At 60.1% G+C, this 15,591-nt stretch carries 13 protein-coding genes; 4 read left to right on the forward strand and 9 right to left on the reverse strand.

The features are described from left to right. Positions 1-146 precede the first annotated feature (146 nt). Positions 147-2,039 carry an AsmA family protein gene (locus GA0061102_RS17115; RefSeq protein WP_092851242.1) on the forward strand — a complete coding sequence of 631 codons (1,893 nt, stop codon included), beginning with the start codon at positions 147-149 and terminating at the stop codon, positions 2,037-2,039. Between the two features lie 31 nt (positions 2,040-2,070). Here GA0061102_RS17115 and GA0061102_RS17120 read toward each other — a convergent pair whose 3' ends face one another. The 5 genes from GA0061102_RS17120 to GA0061102_RS17145 all read right to left on the reverse strand — a co-directional run bounded on the left by GA0061102_RS17120 (position 2,071) and on the right by GA0061102_RS17145 (position 7,331). Further along, positions 2,071-2,886 (reverse strand): ABC transporter permease subunit, encoded by an 816-nt coding sequence (locus GA0061102_RS17120; RefSeq protein ID WP_092851244.1) that lies wholly within the window; start codon positions 2,884-2,886, stop codon positions 2,071-2,073. Positions 2,887-2,889: 3 nt separating this feature from the next. Further along, positions 2,890-3,801, reverse strand: a complete 912-nt coding sequence (locus GA0061102_RS17125; protein ID WP_092851246.1) for an ABC transporter permease subunit — start codon at positions 3,799-3,801, stop codon at positions 2,890-2,892. Between the two features lie 2 nt (positions 3,802-3,803). Then, entirely contained in the window at positions 3,804-4,946 is a 1,143-nt protein-coding gene (locus tag GA0061102_RS17130) for an ABC transporter ATP-binding protein (protein ID WP_092851367.1), read from the reverse strand. A 233-nt stretch (positions 4,947-5,179) separates the two neighbouring features. Further along, on the reverse strand, positions 5,180-6,277 hold the full coding sequence (locus GA0061102_RS17140) for a polyamine ABC transporter substrate-binding protein (protein WP_092851252.1): 1,098 nt from the start codon (positions 6,275-6,277) through the stop codon (positions 5,180-5,182). 181 nt (positions 6,278-6,458) lie between these two features. After that, complete coding sequence (locus GA0061102_RS17145) at positions 6,459-7,331, reverse strand: LysR family transcriptional regulator (protein ID WP_092851256.1); 873 nt, start codon at positions 7,329-7,331, stop codon at positions 6,459-6,461. 88 nt (positions 7,332-7,419) lie between these two features. On the opposite strand from GA0061102_RS17145, the gene GA0061102_RS17150 reads away from it, so the two are divergent. After that, positions 7,420-7,677, forward strand: coding sequence for a hypothetical protein (locus tag GA0061102_RS17150; RefSeq protein ID WP_092851260.1), 258 nt, complete (start codon positions 7,420-7,422; stop codon positions 7,675-7,677). On the opposite strand, the gene GA0061102_RS17155 is transcribed toward GA0061102_RS17150, so the two are convergent. The 4 genes from GA0061102_RS17155 to GA0061102_RS17165 form a co-directional block, all read right to left on the reverse strand. Continuing rightward, on the reverse strand, positions 7,653-10,190 hold the full coding sequence (locus GA0061102_RS17155) for a methyl-accepting chemotaxis protein (RefSeq protein ID WP_092851265.1): 2,538 nt from the start codon (positions 10,188-10,190) through the stop codon (positions 7,653-7,655). The two genes, GA0061102_RS17150 and GA0061102_RS17155, sit on opposite strands and share 25 nt — an antisense overlap. A gap of 318 nt (positions 10,191-10,508) precedes the next feature. Beyond that, complete coding sequence (locus GA0061102_RS33190; RefSeq protein WP_167668002.1) at positions 10,509-10,652, reverse strand: hypothetical protein; 144 nt, start codon at positions 10,650-10,652, stop codon at positions 10,509-10,511. 166 nt (positions 10,653-10,818) lie between these two features. Beyond that, positions 10,819-11,331 (reverse strand): ankyrin repeat domain-containing protein, encoded by a 513-nt coding sequence (locus GA0061102_RS17160; RefSeq protein ID WP_167668004.1) that lies wholly within the window; start codon positions 11,329-11,331, stop codon positions 10,819-10,821. A gap of 71 nt (positions 11,332-11,402) precedes the next feature. Continuing rightward, positions 11,403-12,584, reverse strand: a complete 1,182-nt coding sequence (locus GA0061102_RS17165) for a BaiN/RdsA family NAD(P)/FAD-dependent oxidoreductase (RefSeq protein WP_092851270.1) — start codon at positions 12,582-12,584, stop codon at positions 11,403-11,405. Positions 12,585-12,721: 137 nt separating this feature from the next. Between GA0061102_RS17165 and GA0061102_RS17170 the strand changes: the two genes are divergently transcribed. Both GA0061102_RS17170 and GA0061102_RS17175 read left to right on the forward strand, forming a co-directional pair. Continuing rightward, positions 12,722-14,158: a glutamine synthetase family protein gene (locus GA0061102_RS17170; RefSeq protein ID WP_092851272.1), complete on the forward strand. Its 1,437-nt coding sequence runs from the start codon at positions 12,722-12,724 to the stop codon at positions 14,156-14,158. A 12-nt stretch (positions 14,159-14,170) separates the two neighbouring features. Then, positions 14,171-15,469, forward strand: coding sequence for an NAD(P)/FAD-dependent oxidoreductase (locus GA0061102_RS17175; RefSeq protein ID WP_092851275.1), 1,299 nt, complete (start codon positions 14,171-14,173; stop codon positions 15,467-15,469). Positions 15,470-15,591: the final 122 nt, after the last annotated feature.

Raw genomic sequence — 15,591 nt, forward strand, 5'->3', positions numbered from 1 at the left:
CCCAGTATATAGCAATGCTGCAACGCATTATAAAGTCACGGAGTCATGTGGCTTTCCAACCTGCGACGTTTGCATCCGACAAACATTTCCTATATCCGGCAAGCATAGGCACATCATCCCTATCAGTTTGAGAGTCTCCACGGGATATGAGAGCGTCGAGAAACAACAAGTGGCGTTTGACGATGCGATCGGCCTCGCAATGGTTGCCGGCCGTTGCCCGGACAACCGGCATCGTTCTTCTGACCCTCCTGATCGTCTTTGTCGTTTTCAGGGCTACCGCTCCTTTCCTCATCTCCAGCGGGATCGTGCGCTCCGGCATCGAGAGGGCGCTTTCGGAATGGACGGGATACAGAGCCCAGATCGAGGGCGATCCCACGCTGGACTTCTGGCCGACGCCGCGCATAACGCTCAATCAGGTCACCATCCGCGAACCGGCAAAGAACGGCAAAGTGCTGGGCCATGTCGATAGTCTCTCTGCGGACTTCTCGCTGCTGCCCGCTATCCGTGGACATGCACATTTTCACGAGTTCCACTTCGTTCGACCCGTGCTCTACATCCGTCGCGACGAGAACGGGCTGATCGACTGGACCAATGAGGGCCGCCTGTCGAAAGCGATCGAACAGGTGGAGAGTTCCTCCGGCCAAGCCATGCCGATGCGAAAGGATCAGGATGCAGCGATCGGTATGCTGACCATTGAAGACGGTAGCGTCGAGATGACGGATGACCGCAGCGGCAACGTCTACAAGATGACCGGCGTCAATGCCGACATTTCCTGGCCGCGGCTCTCGCAGCGAATGACCGCCGTCATCCTTGCCCGTCTCAACGACCAGGATATCAAGCTCAACTTCGACTCGGCGCAACCGCTGCTGTTCTTTGCCGGCAAGAACGTCGACGCCAAGACCAGCTTTTCCTCGCCGGTGATCAGCTGGGCCTATACCGGGGTTACCAGCATTTCGGACCTTTCGACGCTTTCGGGCAATCTCGAGCTCAGCGTACCGAACGTTCCCACCTTCCTGGCATGGAGTGGCCAGCGCCTCCCCGCCGCCGATGCGCTCAAGAACGTCTCACTCAACGCCGATGTGACGGCGATCGACAAAGGCCTGCGCTTCAACAATCTCAGCTTCAAGGTCAACGACTCCGCGGCTTCCGGCGTCATGGACCTGAACTACACGACGGCTGGAAAGCCGAAGGTCTCCGGCACGCTTGCCTTCGACCAAATGAACCTCAATCCGTTCCTCGCCGCCTTTTCCATGCGCCTTGCCGCGGAGACCGCCATCAATGCGCTCCTGAACGGCAATCCGCTGCAGCGCCTCGACCTCGACTTGCGGCTCTCCTCCAACAAGGCTGCGCTCGGTCCCTTCCAGTTCGACAATATCGGCGCCAGCCTGCTGGTCGCGGGCGGCAAAGCGAAGTTCGACATTGCTGATAGCGGCTTCGAGGGCGGCTCGCTGACGGCGCATCTGGAGGTCGCTCCGGGTGATTTCGACGGCGGCGGCAAGCTGCAGATATCGGTCCGCAATGCCGATTTCGGCGGGCTCTTCACCCGCCTCAAGCTGCCAGGGCCGCTGCCAATGACGGCCGCCGGGTCTCTGGATCTGGCACTCAGCACCACCCGGCCGATCTGGGTCGCCAGGTTGGGGGACGTTGCCGGGAAGATGCATTTCGCGTCATCAGCCGGATCCTTCCGTGAGTTCGATCTCTCGTCTTTCAGGTCCTTGGCCACTCAAAAGGCCTTTTTCAGGATGAGCGATATCGCTGACGCAGCCTTCAATTTCGACAGCATCAATGTCGATGCGACCTTTGCCAAGGGATCCGCCGAAGTGCAGAACGCGACCATCGCCGGCCGCAACGAAACCATCACGTTGAACGGTGTTGTTCCGTTCCGCAGCAATGGTCTGGCGCTGTCGGGAGCGATCGAGGCGACATCGCCGTCCGATGCGGACGACCTGCCGATGCTGCCCTTCTTCCTTGGCGGCAGCTGGCCGGATCCGGTCGTTTCACCTGTTACCACTTTGCTGCAGAAACCCCAGCAGCAATAGCTCTTCCGTCAAGCCGGCCCAGCGCTGCCGCTCACGCGGCGGCGGCTGCTTGTTCGTCCCTTTGACGCTGCACTTCGCGGCGCTTGGTGGCGATCGAGGCACAAATGACACCGACGGCAACGACACCGATCAGGATCGTGCAGATGGCGTTGATCTCCGGCGTCACGCCGAGCTTGACCTGGCTATAGATCAGCATCGGCAGCGTCTTGGCGCCGGCACCGGAGGCGAAGGTCGCGATCACCAGATCGTCGAGCGAAAGCGTCAGAGCCAGAACCCAGCCCGAGAATACGGCCGGCGCGATGATCGGCAGCGTCACCTCGAAGAAGGTGCGCACGGGCGGCGCGCCGAGGTCCATCGCCGCCTCCTCGATCGAGCGATCGAAGCTCAACAGGCGCGACTGCACGACGACGGCGACGAAGCACATGGTCAGCGTGGTATGCGCCATGACGATCGTCCAGAAGCCGCGATCGACGCCTGACGTGACGAAGAGCAGCAGCAGCGAGAGACCGGTGATGACATCGGGCATGACCAGCGGCGCATAGATCATGCCCGAAAACAGGATGCGACCGCGGAAGCGCGTATAGCGCACCAGGGTCAGCGCCGCGAACGTGCCGAGCACGGTTGCGATGGTCGCGGACAGGAGGGCGATGCGCGCCGTTAACCAGGCGGCGCTCAGCATGGTGTCGTTGCTGAAGAGGTGCACATACCATTGCGTCGAGAAACCGCCCCAGACCGTCACCAGCCGGGAGCCGTTGAAGGAATAGATCACCAGCAGCAGGATCGGCAAATAAAGGAAAGCCAAGCCGAGCGTGACCGAGACGATATTGAAACGAGACCAGCGGATCATCGATTATCTCCCCTTCTCGTCGGCCTTGGCCTGGAAATGCTGAAAGAAGACGATGGGCACCACCAGCACCAGAAGCAGGATGGTCGCCACCGCCGAGGCCAGCGGCCAGTCGGTGTTGCTGTAGAATTCTGTCCAGAGCACCTTGCCGATCATCAGGGTTTCCGAGCCGCCGAGCAGGTCGGGAATGACGAACTCGCCGACAGCGGGAATGAAGACCAGCATGCAGCCGGCGATGACACCGGGAAGGGAGAGCGGAAAGGTGACGCGCCAGAAGGCGCCGATCGGCGTACAGCCGAGATCCTGCGCCACCTCGATCAGCGTGCCGTCCATCTTTTCCAGCGCGGAATAGAGCGGCAGCACCATGAAGGGCAGATAGGAATAGACCATGCCGATATAGACGGCGGTATTGGTATTCAGGATGACGAGCGGCTGGTGGATGATGCCAAGGCCCATCAGCAACTGGTTCAGCAGGCCTGTCGTGCTGAGGATCGACATCCAGGAATAGACGCGGATCAGGAAGCTCGTCCAGAAGGGCAGAATGACCAGCATCAGCAAGGTGGGACGGATCGTGCGCGGCGCTTGCGCCATACCATAGGCGATGGGATAGGCGATGATCAGCGTCAGCAGCGTCGAGATGCCGGCGATCTGAAGGCTCTGAATGTAGGCGTTTATGTAAAGCGGATCGCCGGTCAGCCATACGTAGTTGTCGAACGACATGGTCTGCAGCTTGTCCCACCAGTCGCCGAAACTGTCCGCCCATGCGAAGGACGGATCGTAAGGGGGGACGGACAGCGCCTTCGTCGCCAGCGAGATGCGGAAGACGATGAGGAAGGGCGCAAGAAAGAAGATCAGCAGCCAAGCATAGGGAACGATGATGACAAGGCGCTGATAAATGGAGGGACCGAGCGCTTTCATGATCAGTCCTTCAGCAACACGCCGGCATTTTCGTCGAAGGACACCCAGACGTTCTGGTCGTAGGCGAAGGGTTCTTCCACGACGCGAACCGCATTCAGCGACGAGGCTTTGAGCACCTGTCCGCTTTTCAACTTGACGTGGAAGACGGTCATGTCGCCAAGATAGGCGATGTCCCAGATTTCTCCCTCGGTGGCATTGACAGAGGCGTTGGCGGGCGGGCGTGGCGTTACCCTCAGCTTCTCCGGCCGGATGGCGAGGCTGGCGCGGCTTCCAGCGGCCGGTGCGTCGCTGGAGGCGGTGCGCAGCGTAAGGGCGGAATCGACTGATATTTCGACGATGCCGGACTGCGCAGAGGTGACGTTACCGTCGAGTATGTTCACATCGCCGATGAAGTCTGCCACGAAACGGCAATTGGGCGCCTCGTAAATTTCCGCCGCCGTCGCCACCTGCACTACTTTGCCGTGGCTCATGACCGCGATGCGGTCGGCCATGGTCATCGCCTCTTCCTGGTCGTGGGTGACGACGACGAAGGTGAGACCCAGGCTCTGCTGCAGATCCATGAGTTCGAACTGCGTCTCTTCGCGCAGTTTCTTGTCGAGAGCGCCGAGCGGCTCGTCAAGCAGCAGCACCTTCGGCCGCTTGGCGAGCGAGCGCGCCAGAGCCACGCGCTGGCGCTGGCCGCCGGAAAGCTGGTTGGGCTTGCGCTTGGCGAATTGCTCGAGCTTGACGAGCTTCAGCATCTGGGCGACGCGATCCTCGATCTCGGCTTTCGGCATGCCGTCCTGCCGCAGGCCGAAGGCGATATTCTTTTCCACCGTCATATGAGGAAATAGCGCGTAGGACTGGAACATCATGTTGACGGGGCGGCGATAGGGCGGCGTGCCGGCAAGATCCTGGCCATCGAGCACGATCTCGCCTGTCGTCGGCTGCTCGAAGCCTGCCAGCATGCGCAGTAGCGTAGACTTGCCGCAACCCGATGCGCCGAGAAGAGCGAAAAATTCACGATTGTAGATATCGAGGGAGAGGTCGTCGACGGCGGTGAAATCACCGAACGTCTTCGTCACGTTCTTGAAGGAAATGTACGGCTTGGCCGAAGGATCGGTCCACGGAGCAAAGGAACGCCGGATATTGCCGAGTGACTTCATCATCTATCCCCAAATGGACGCCCGGGCGGGCTTTCCTGGAGCATTTCCGCTTTTCTTCGAATCGCGGAAATGCTCCGTCTTTTTTGTTTCTTTCCGCATTCCGGACGGAAAACCGCTGCGCACTTTTCCTGGAAATGCTGAGGCGCCGGCTCTTCCCCTTCCCGGCACGCTCGTGATTCTTAAGCTATCCTCTTAAGAAAAGGCCCGGACGTTGCCGTCCGGGCCGCTTGGAATTATTGGCCCGTGGTGACCTTTGTCCACAGGCGCGTTGCCACTCGCTGCGTTTTCGAGTCCCAAGGGGTCAGCGTGAACAGTTTCTCGCGGACCGTATCGGTCGGATAAACGGCCGGATCATCCAGCACGTCCTTGCTCACGAACTGCTGCGATGCCTTGTTACCGTTGGCATAGGCGGTGAAGTTGCTGGCCTTGGCGATAACTTCCGGCTTCATGATGTAGTTGAGGAAGGCATGGGCTTCGGCGACATGCGGCGCGTCGGCGGGGACCGCCATGACGTCGAACCACATCTGCGCGCCCTTCTTGGGGATCGAATAGCTGATCTTCACGCCGTTCTTTGCTTCTGCGGCGCGGTTGCGCGCCTGTAGCACGTCGCCGGAATAGCCGAAGGCAACGCAGATGTCGCCGTTGGCGAGCGCGTTGATATATTCGGAGGAATGGAACTTGCGAACGAAGGGACGGATCGACGTCAAGAGATCTTCGGCCTTCTTGAAGTCTTCCTGCTTGGTCGAATTCGGATCGAGGCCCAGATAGCGCAAGGCGGCCGGAATGACGTCGGTCGGCGAGTCCAGCATATAGATGCCGCAATCCTTGAACTTGGCGGCGAGCTTGGGATCGAAGATGATGTCGATGTCAGGCGCCTCATCGGAGCCGAGAATCTGCTTCACCTTGTCGACATTGTAGCCGACGCCGCTGGTTCCCCACATGTAATCGATCGCGTACTGGTTGCCGGGATCGTAGGTGGCGATGCGCTGCTGCACCGTATCCCACATGTTGGTAATGTTCGGCAGCTTGGATTTGTCGAGCTTCTGGAAGACCCCGGCCTTGATCTGGCGCTGCAGGAAATATGCCGTCGGGACGACGATGTCATAACCGGTCTTGCCAGCCAGAAGCTTGGTTTCCACCGTCTCGTTCTGGTCGAAGGTATCGTAGACGACCTTGATGCCGGTTTCCTTGGTGAAATCGGACAGGATCGAATCATCGATATAATCCGACCAGTTGTAGATATTGACGACCTTGTCTTCTGCGTGAGCGACCGTTGCAAGCGAAACGGCTGCGAAAGCCGTTGCCGCAAGCTTAGCGAACATGGACTTCATAATCTCTCCTGCTTCGTTCAAGGGTATCGCGGCGACACCCAACCCTCTGTTTTTCCCGTTAGACTAGAAAGGAAATCGAAACGCGACAAGGGGAAAAGCATGGCCTTGCCCTCTTTCGCAGGTTTGTCGGCGACCGGCATGGAAGCCTCGTACAAGCAAGGGAGACCACCGAGCCGAAAGCTCATGCATATGTCGGCCGCTTGCCGGCAAACAACTCCGAGTGGCTTTTCAGCAGTCGGGCCATGCGGTTGACAACGGTGCGGATTTCCCTGCGATGTCGATCTGCGTCGTTCATGACGATCCATTGCCGATGACGGAGAGAGGCGATCTCTTCGCCGACCCGCCCCAGCCTCGGCTCCTGATCGCCGACGAAACAGGGCAGAACGGCGATGCCCGATCCGGCGAGCACCAGGTCATGAAGCGATCGCGGCCGACTGACGGTGAAGGCGATTTCCTCCCGCCTGTTCTGATGCGGCCAGCGCAGATAGGCGGAGATGGCCTCCTCCTCCGCCACCGCGATCCAACGCTGTGGCCCGGCAAAGCGCATGTTGCGGGCCTGATAGGCAGCATAGGCGACATCGCCGGTCTTGATGGCAGCGAGATTGGCCTCCTCCGGCTCGAATGCGCGGATGCCGATATCGCTTTCGCGATGGGCGAGGCTGGCGCGACGTTCGCCGAGATGCAGGTCGATGCGAAAGCGGTCCCGCTCCGAGCAGATCGACGGCATGTTCTGGCTGAGCAGCCAGCCGACCCAGGTGCCGGCGGCGATGCGTACGATCGCAGCCCCCTGCGCATCGCGCTGCCAGCTATCCACCTTGCGGGCGGCGGCCTCCATCTCCAAAAGCTGATCGAACAGTGCCTGGCCGTCGCCGGTCAGCGAATAGCCGGCCTGGCTGCGCTCGAACAGCGGCCGGCCGATCTGTCCTTCCAGCTCAAGCATGCGTCGGCCGATCGTCGCCGGGCTCAAGCCGCTCGAAGCGACAGCGCCCGTCAACCCGCCTCCCCGGGCAACATCGAGAAAAAGCTGATAGGAATCCCAACCGGTGTTTTTCATGCATGAAAAGCATAGGGCGAAAACGGGTGTTTATAAAGCAGATTCCGATGTGTAGTTGAAGGGATGCCCCATAACATGGAGATGTCTCATGATGGACAGCATCGCTTTGGCCAAGGCCATTGAATTGCAAAACCAAGCACGCGAAGAACAATGGCGGAGAAATGAAGATCTTTTCTACCGCGATTACGGCCTGGATCCGCCCGCCCCTCTCATCTGGATCGGAAAGATGATCGCCGGGTTATGCTCCCTTCGCAAGCCAACGAAAAAGGCGGACCGGCGAGAGATTCGCCAGTCCGCCTGCGATGATAATGGCTGCTGCGATCAAGCCGCTTCTTGCCGTGTATAGCCCGCCGCGTAGCCGGCATCGATCTTGAACTGCAGGATGAGATGCAGAAGCGCATCGGCTTCGGTGGCGAGTTCGCGGCTTGCTGCCGTGGTTTCCTCGACCATGCCGGCATTCTGCTGGGTCATCTGATCCATGTGGTTGACCGAAGCGTTGACTTCCTGCAGTGCGCTCGCCTGATCGTGGCTTGCGCGGGCAATGCCTTCCACATGCTGGCTGATCGTGACGATCTGGCTGCTGATCTGCGCCAGGACGGCCCCGGCCTCCTGCACGAATTGCGAACCGGAATTGACTTCCTGGGTCGACTTGTTGATCAGCCCCTTGATCTCCTTGGCGGCGGCAGCGGAACGCTGTGCAAGTTCCCGCACTTCCATGGCGACGACCGCGAAGCCCTTGCCGGCATCGCCGGCGCGGGCAGCTTCGATGCCGGCATTGAGCGCCAGCAGGTTCGTCTGGAAGGCGATCTCGTCGATGACGCCGATGATCTGCTCGATCTTGCGGGATGCGTCTTCGATGCGCGCCATCGCGTCGATGGCGTTGCCGACGACGACGGAACTGTCATCGGCACTGCGCTTGGCTTCGCGCACGATGGAGTCCGCATCCTTGGCGCGTTCGGCCGAGGAACGAACAGTGACCGTGATTTCTTCGACGGCGGCAGCGGTCTGTTCGAGCGAAGCCGCCTGCTGCTCCGTGCGCTTCGACAGATCCTCTGCGGAAGCAGCCATCTGGTTGCCGTTGCTCTGGATCATCTCGACATTGCTGCGCACCTGGCTCAGCGTCTCCTGCAGGCGTGACAGCGAGCTGTTGAAGTCCTGGCGGAGCTGCTCGAGACGACCGATGAAGGGCGTCTCGATCGTGGCTGAGATGTCGCCCTGTGCGAGACGTTCGAGACCGGCTGCCAGTTCGCTGACGGCAAAATCGATCTGCCGGTCAAGCTCGCGCTTTTCGGTGTCGTTGCGCTGGCGCTCGTGTTCGGCAGCCGTACGCTCCTCGTCGCTCTGTTCCTCGATGCGGATCTTCGAGATTGCGTTTTCCTTGAAGATGCCGAGGGCGCGGGCCATGTCGCCGATTTCGTCATGCCGCTGTTCGCCGGAGATTGCTGTCTCCAGCATGCCATCGGCGATGCGGCGCATGGCGGCGGTGATCTGGCCGATCGGGCGCTGCAGGGTCAGAACCAGTGCGATGCCGCCGGCGACCGAGAGGATGATGCCAAGAGCCGTCGCCAGGATGGAGATGTAGTTTGCCTGGTTACGCTCCGTGCCGGCACTCTGCTTCTGCGTCTCTGCAAATGCGGTGAGCTGGCCCCATACCTGATCAAGCTGCTGCCGGGCGCTTGCATATTCGCCGATCCGCTGCGTGATAACATCGACCAGCTTGATGCCGGCACCGTCCATCGACTTGAGCGATGGACGAATGGCTGCATCGATATCGCCGGCAAAATCCATGCTCTGGGCGCTCTGGTTCAGCGTATCGATATCGCCGTTGAGCTTGGAGATTTCCTGACGCAGGCGGACGAGGTTGTCCTTGTTGGTATTCGCGTTGAACTCGGCAAGGACGAGCTGCAGCGAATAGATCGAATCCTGCAGACGACGCGTATCCTGCAGGATGGAATTGGTCTGCGCGACGCGGGCGTCGAGCGATACGAAGGTCGTCGTCGCCTGACGCATCATCTGCGTTGCCGTCAGCTGCGTGTAGGTCGACGTCTGGCGGAAGCGCGAGAGGAGACGTCCGACAGTGGCGACGCTGTCGTCGGTCGGCGCATCGGCGCTTTCGGTGGCAGCCGTCAGATCCTTGATCGTGCCGATCAGGGACTGGACGACGCTCTTCTGGTTCTGCGGCAATGCGAGATCGATGGAGCGCTGGGCCTTGTTCAGATCCGGCAGCCGATCCTTGAGAAGCTTCATCTTGTCGGCCGGCGTCGCGGCTTTGCTGAAATCCTCCGCCACGGAAACCAGCAGGTCGCCGCCCTTCAGCAGGCGGTCGGCGGAGCGCAGCGTCGAAGTCGCGTCGGCCTGGTCTTGCCGCATCCGATCTTCAAGCTGCTGGCTGTTGAAGTTGACGTTGAAGCGGGCACTGATAAGCGCTCTCTGTGCGTCGTCGATCGTCTTGCGGAACGACAGCTCCTGCTCGTGCAGCGACCACAATCTGCCAACGAGATTGGCCATGTCAGCGTTCTTGGCGATCGCATCGTTCAGATTGCTGCGGCCATCGGCCTCCTGACCAAGCTGGCCGAGCGTCGCTTTGAGCACGCCCTGCTGCGACTTGATATCCTCATAAAGCTTGTCGCGCTGCTGCGTGTTGGTGATGCGCAGGAAGTCGTCCATGGAGCCGTAGAGGTTCTTGAAGCCAGTCAGCGATTGCAGCACGCTGTTGGAGATTTCCATACGGCCCTGCAGAAGCCCGGAAGCATAGAGCCCGGTGAGGCCAACCGCGGAAATGCTGATGACGAATGGCAGGACGAATATGAGAACCTTCGTCTTGATCTTGAAACGCGACAGTATCTTATCAATGAACATTGTGGCCCTAACCTCTCACACCGCTCCCCATCGACGCCGCCACGGCGCTGACCGGATGTATAACCATCGTTCTTGAAATATGCGCAGGCGGGGTTTCCCGAGACCGGTCAGGAAGCAATCATTGCTTCGGCTCCAACTTGCAGTAGAGCTCCCCATGAAATCGTCGGAGATTGTGGGTCTGATTAATTAATTTTCAGATAAGGCCCAGCGCAGCTTGTCGCGCTCAAGAAAACGCTCAAAAACAGCCTGCGCTCCAAGTGTTTCGCGCGGAAGAAAATCGCCGTCAGGCGACGGTCGAAATAGGGCCGAAACGGCTGATCAGTAGCCGCGTACTGCCAGCAGTGCGATGCAAGCAGCGGTAACGCCTGTTGCGAGCATCAGAAATCTTGCGACCACGAGCTTAGCATTATCCCGGGTCTGAGCGATTGCAATGGCGCGAGCACGACGCTTTGTTCTGTTCATGAGCATATTCCCATTTTCGCACTGACACGATAACCGGCAAAAGGTGCATTCGGCAACTGCCAATGTATTCAAGAAAGATGTAGGAAAGGAAAACGCGAGTAACAGAGGCGGGCCGAAAGTGTCGCACCCACCGGTCATTGGCCCGAGATCGCGCGACGGCAGCGCGCTACTTCAGCAAGGCCGCGATGGCGGGATCGGTCGCCATTTCGGCGGCAGTCTTGCCGGTGGTGGACTTGATGGTCTTGTCGGCGCCATCCTTCAACAACGCCTTGACGACGGCCGGATCGTGCTGCTGGGTCGCCATGTGCAACGGCGTCCAGCCATCGTAATCGCCGCGCGCATTTACGTCAGCACCTTTGGAGACCAGAAGATCGATGATGTCCGCGGGGCCGTAATAGGCGGCGGTGTGCAGCGGAAACCAGCCCTCCGTCGTCTTCAGGTTTACCTTGGCGTCGCAGGCCAGCATCTTCTTGACGACATCGGCTTTCTTGTCGCGGATGGCAATGGCGAAATTCGTATCGCCACCCACATCACGGCCGTTCGGGTCCAGCTTCTTACACTGCGCGGAAGCGGCGGCGGCACCCGATGCTGTGACTGCAAATATGCCAAGCGAGATCGTCACGGCCGCAGCGATGCCTGAAAGAACCGCTTGGCGGGATATCCGAGCCTTAAACGTCATGATTGCCTCCATCGAGTATTTTCGCGTTGGAGATGTTCTTTGCCCATTTGCTGCCTGTTGGCAAGGTGAATTCAAGCCGCCTCGCCGGTGACATGGCCGGAGGCCCAGGCCCATTGGAAATTATAACCGCCGAGCCAGCCCGTAACGTCGACGCATTCGCCGATGAAGAAGAGCCCCGGCACAGTCTTCACCTCCATCGTCCGCGAATCGAGGCAGGCCGTGTCGATGCCGCCAAGCGTTACCTCCGCCGTGCGATAGCCTTCCGAACCCGATGGTTTGACCGGCCAGGACTGGATAGTTGCCGCGAGCTTCTGCAGGCGGTTGTCGGATTGATCGGCCATGTTGCCGGCCACACCTTCGCTTTCAACAAAGTGCTGCGCCAGCCGTTTCGGCAGGATCTCCGCAAGGGCTGTTTGCGCCGATTGCCGGCCATTGGCCTGCTTGGCTTTCTTGAGAAGCGTAAAGACATCGATGTCGGGCTCGATCACGACGGTGACGTCCTCGCCTTCCCGCCAATAGGAGGAGATCTGCAGGATCGCGGGGCCGCTGAGGCCCCGATGGGTGAAGAGCAAGGCTTCGCGGAATGCCGTCCTGCCATGGCGGATCTCGGCGGGCGCGGCGATGCCCGAGAGCGGGGCCAGGCGCTGAAGCAATTGCGGATCGAGCGTAAGGGGGACGAGGCCCGGTCGGGTTTCGACAACAGGCAATCTGAATTGCTCGGCGATGCGGTAGGCAAAGCCGGTGGCGCCCATCTTGGGGATCGACTTGCCGCCGGTGGCAACGACCAGCGAAGCGGCCTCGAAAACGCCTTCGGAGGTGCTGACGCGATAGCCGCCGGCGGTCTGCTGGATGTCGCCGATCTCCGTCCGCAATCGCAGCTGCGCTCCGGCCGTCCGCATCTCGTCGGTCAGCATGCGGATGATGTCCTTGGCGCTGTTGTCGCAGAAGAGCTGGCCGAGCGTCTTCTCATGCCAGGCGATGCCGTGGCGCTCGACCATGGCGATGAAATCCTGCGGCGTGAAGCGGGCGAGCGCCGATTTGGCGAAATGCGGATTGGCGGACAGGAAGTTCTTCGGGCCGGCATGGATATTGGTGAAGTTGCAGCGGCCGCCGCCGGAAATGCGGATCTTTTCGCCGGGCGCACCGGCATGATCGAGCACGACGACGGACCGCCCGCGCCGGCCGGCACGGATGGCGCACATCATGCCTGCCGCACCCGCACCAAGGACGATCACATCATATCTGCCAGCCACGTTTCAGTCCTTCATTCTGCGCCGCCCTGTCTCGTCGTTTTTCCATCATACGGCGAAAGTCCGAGCGGTTTTCCCCCTCGCCAATTGGCAAACTGCGGTTATGATGCAATCACCGATCAACCCAAATACGGTGTTTTATGCCTGCTAGAAAGACCCCGCTGAAAGCTTCAGTGCCTGCCTCGAAAATCCCTACGGTACCTCCCAGCTTGAGATCGGCACGCGGCGTGGCAAACTGGAAGGAAGCGGCGCAATGGCTGCGGGCGCGCGGGATCGAAGACATCGAATGCATTACACCGGACCTTGCGGGCGTGCCGCGCGGCAAGATGATGCCGACTTCGAAATTCACCTCGAATACGTCGCTGGCGCTGCCTTCGGCGATCTATCGCCATACGATTTCGGGCGAATATCCGGAGGAGACCGAGAGCTTCCGTTACGAGCCGCGCGACAGCGATCTGAAGCTGGTGCCGGACCTTTCGACGCTTTCCGTCGTGCCCTGGGAAACCGACCCGACGGCGCAGGTGATCTGCGATATCGTCAATTCCGAGGGACACGCGGTGTCCTATACACCGCGGAACCTGCTGAAGCGGATCATGGGGCTCTATCGCGATCGCGGCTGGAAGCCTGTGGTCGCCCCCGAGATCGAGTTCTATCTGGTCGCCAAGAATGACGACCCCGACTATCCGCTGCATCCGCCGAAAGGCCGCTCCGGCCGCTCTATCCTCGGCGGTCAGGGCTATTCGATCGCCGGCATCAACGAGTTCGACGAATTGATCGACGATATCTACCATTTCTCGGAGAAGCAGGGTCTGGAAATCGACACGCTGATCCATGAAGAAGGTCCGGCGCAGCTCGAAATCAACCTGCGCCATGGCGACCCGATCGAGCTTGCCGACCAGGTGTTCATGTTCAAGCGCACCATTCGCGAGGCAGCGCTGAAGCACGGCATCTACGCAACCTTCATGGCCAAGCCGATGCAAAGCCAGGCGGGTTCGGCCATGCATATCCATCAGTCGGTCGTGAACATCGAGACCGGCAAGAACGTCTTCACCAATCCGGACGGCAGCCCGTCTCAGGAATTCTTCTATTTCATCGGCGGCATGCAGCGCTATGTACCCAATGCGCTTGCCATGCTCGCGCCCTATGTGAATTCCTATCGGCGGCTGGCACCGAACATGTCCTGCCCGGTCAACAATGCCTGGGGCTACGACAACCGCACAACGGCGTTCCGTGTGCCGGTCTCCGATCCGCAGGCCCGCCGTGTCGAGAACCGGTTGCCGAGCTCCGATGCCAATCCCTATCTGGCGCTTGCCGCCTCGCTCGCATCCGGCCTGCTCGGTATCATGAAGCAAGTCGAACCAACCGCGCCGACGGAAGATTCCGCCAATGAAGGCTCGATCGACCTGCCGCGCGGCCTGCTGGAAGCGATTGCCCTTCTCGAAGACGAACCGGCTTTCGAAGAGGTTCTTGGCAAGGACTTCATCGACATCTATGCCGGTGTCAAACGCGGCGAGTTCGAGACCTTCATGCAGGTGATCAGCCCGTGGGAGCGGGAATTCCTTCTGCTCAACGTGTGAAGCGAGCCGCCCATGATGCTGCAGAAAACATGGCAGAGCCCGATCGCGCCGGGCCTTTCCTTCTATCAGGCGACCGTCGGCCCTCGTGCGACCTATCCGAAGCTCGACGGCTCGCGCCGGGCTGACGTCGCGATCATCGGCGGCGGCTACACTGGCCTCCAAGCGGCCTGCAATCTTGCCAAGGGCGGCGTCGAAGTCGTGCTGATCGACGCCAACCGCTTCGGCGACGGAGCCTCCGGACGCAACGGCGGGCAACTCGGCACCGGCCAGCGCTGGTGGCCGGAGGAGATGGAAGAGAAGATCGGCTATGAGCGCTCGAAGGCCCTCTTCGATCTTGCCGAGGATGCCAAGCACCATCTGCTCGACTTCGCCTCCGATCACGGCATCGACATCGACTTCCTGCCCGGCCAGATGAACGTCACGCACAAGCGCAGCTACAAACGCGACTACATGGACAATGCGGAGATTGCAGCGACCCGCTACGGCTATCCGCACATGAAGTTCATGGACCAGGCGGAAACTCAGGAGCGGCTGGGTTCGCAATTCTATCTCTATGGCGTCAGGGATATGGGAACGGGCCATATCCACCCGCTGAAGCTGCTCATCGGCCTTGCCCGTGTCGCAGCTGAAGCCGGGGCAGCTCTCTTCGAAATGACGAAGGCGAAGACCTTTCGCCAATCGGGCGGCAAGACCATCATCGAAACGGATGGCGGAGACATCAGCGCCGACCGGGTGCTGATCGCCTGCGACGGCTATATCGGCAACCTCGAGCCGGTGACCTCGAGCCACGTCATGCCGATCCGCTCCTTCATCGGCACCACCGAACCACTCGATCGCTTTCCGACCGTGATTCCCGGCAATGAGGCGGTCGCGGATTCGCGATTCGTGGTGCGCTACTTCCGCAAATCGAAGGACGGGCGGCTGCTGTTCGGCGGACGTGAAGCCTATACATCAGACAATCCGCGCGACATAACGCAGCACATCCGCCGGCAAATCGCCGAAATCTATCCCGCCCTCGCGGACATCAAGATCGACTATGCCTGGGGTGGCTCGGTCGGCATCACCATGCCGCGGCAACCCTTCGTACGCGAGGTCATGCCTGGCGTCACCACCATCGGCGGCTATTCCGGCCATGGGGTCATGCTGTCAAATTATTGCGGTAAACTCTATGCGAAAACGGTTCTCGGGAACGCGGACGAGCTACGCCTCTTCAAGGAGTTGAACGTCCCGCCCTTCCCCGGCGGTGCGCGCATGCGGGCGCCTCTGCTGTTCCTGGCGCTCTCGTGGTTTGCGTTGCGCGACAGGTTTTAGAAACCGGAAGATGATTTCTTCCGCCAGCAATCCGCTCTAAAAAGCCGAGTCTGAATTTTGCGATGCACACTGGCCTTTTTAAATCGATTAGATTAAAAGAGGCCTCAACCAAGACCGATTGA

The sequence above is a fragment of the Martinezella miluonensis genome, from assembly GCF_900094545.1.
GTDB classification, from domain to species: Bacteria; Pseudomonadota; Alphaproteobacteria; order Rhizobiales; family Rhizobiaceae; genus Rhizobium; species Rhizobium miluonense.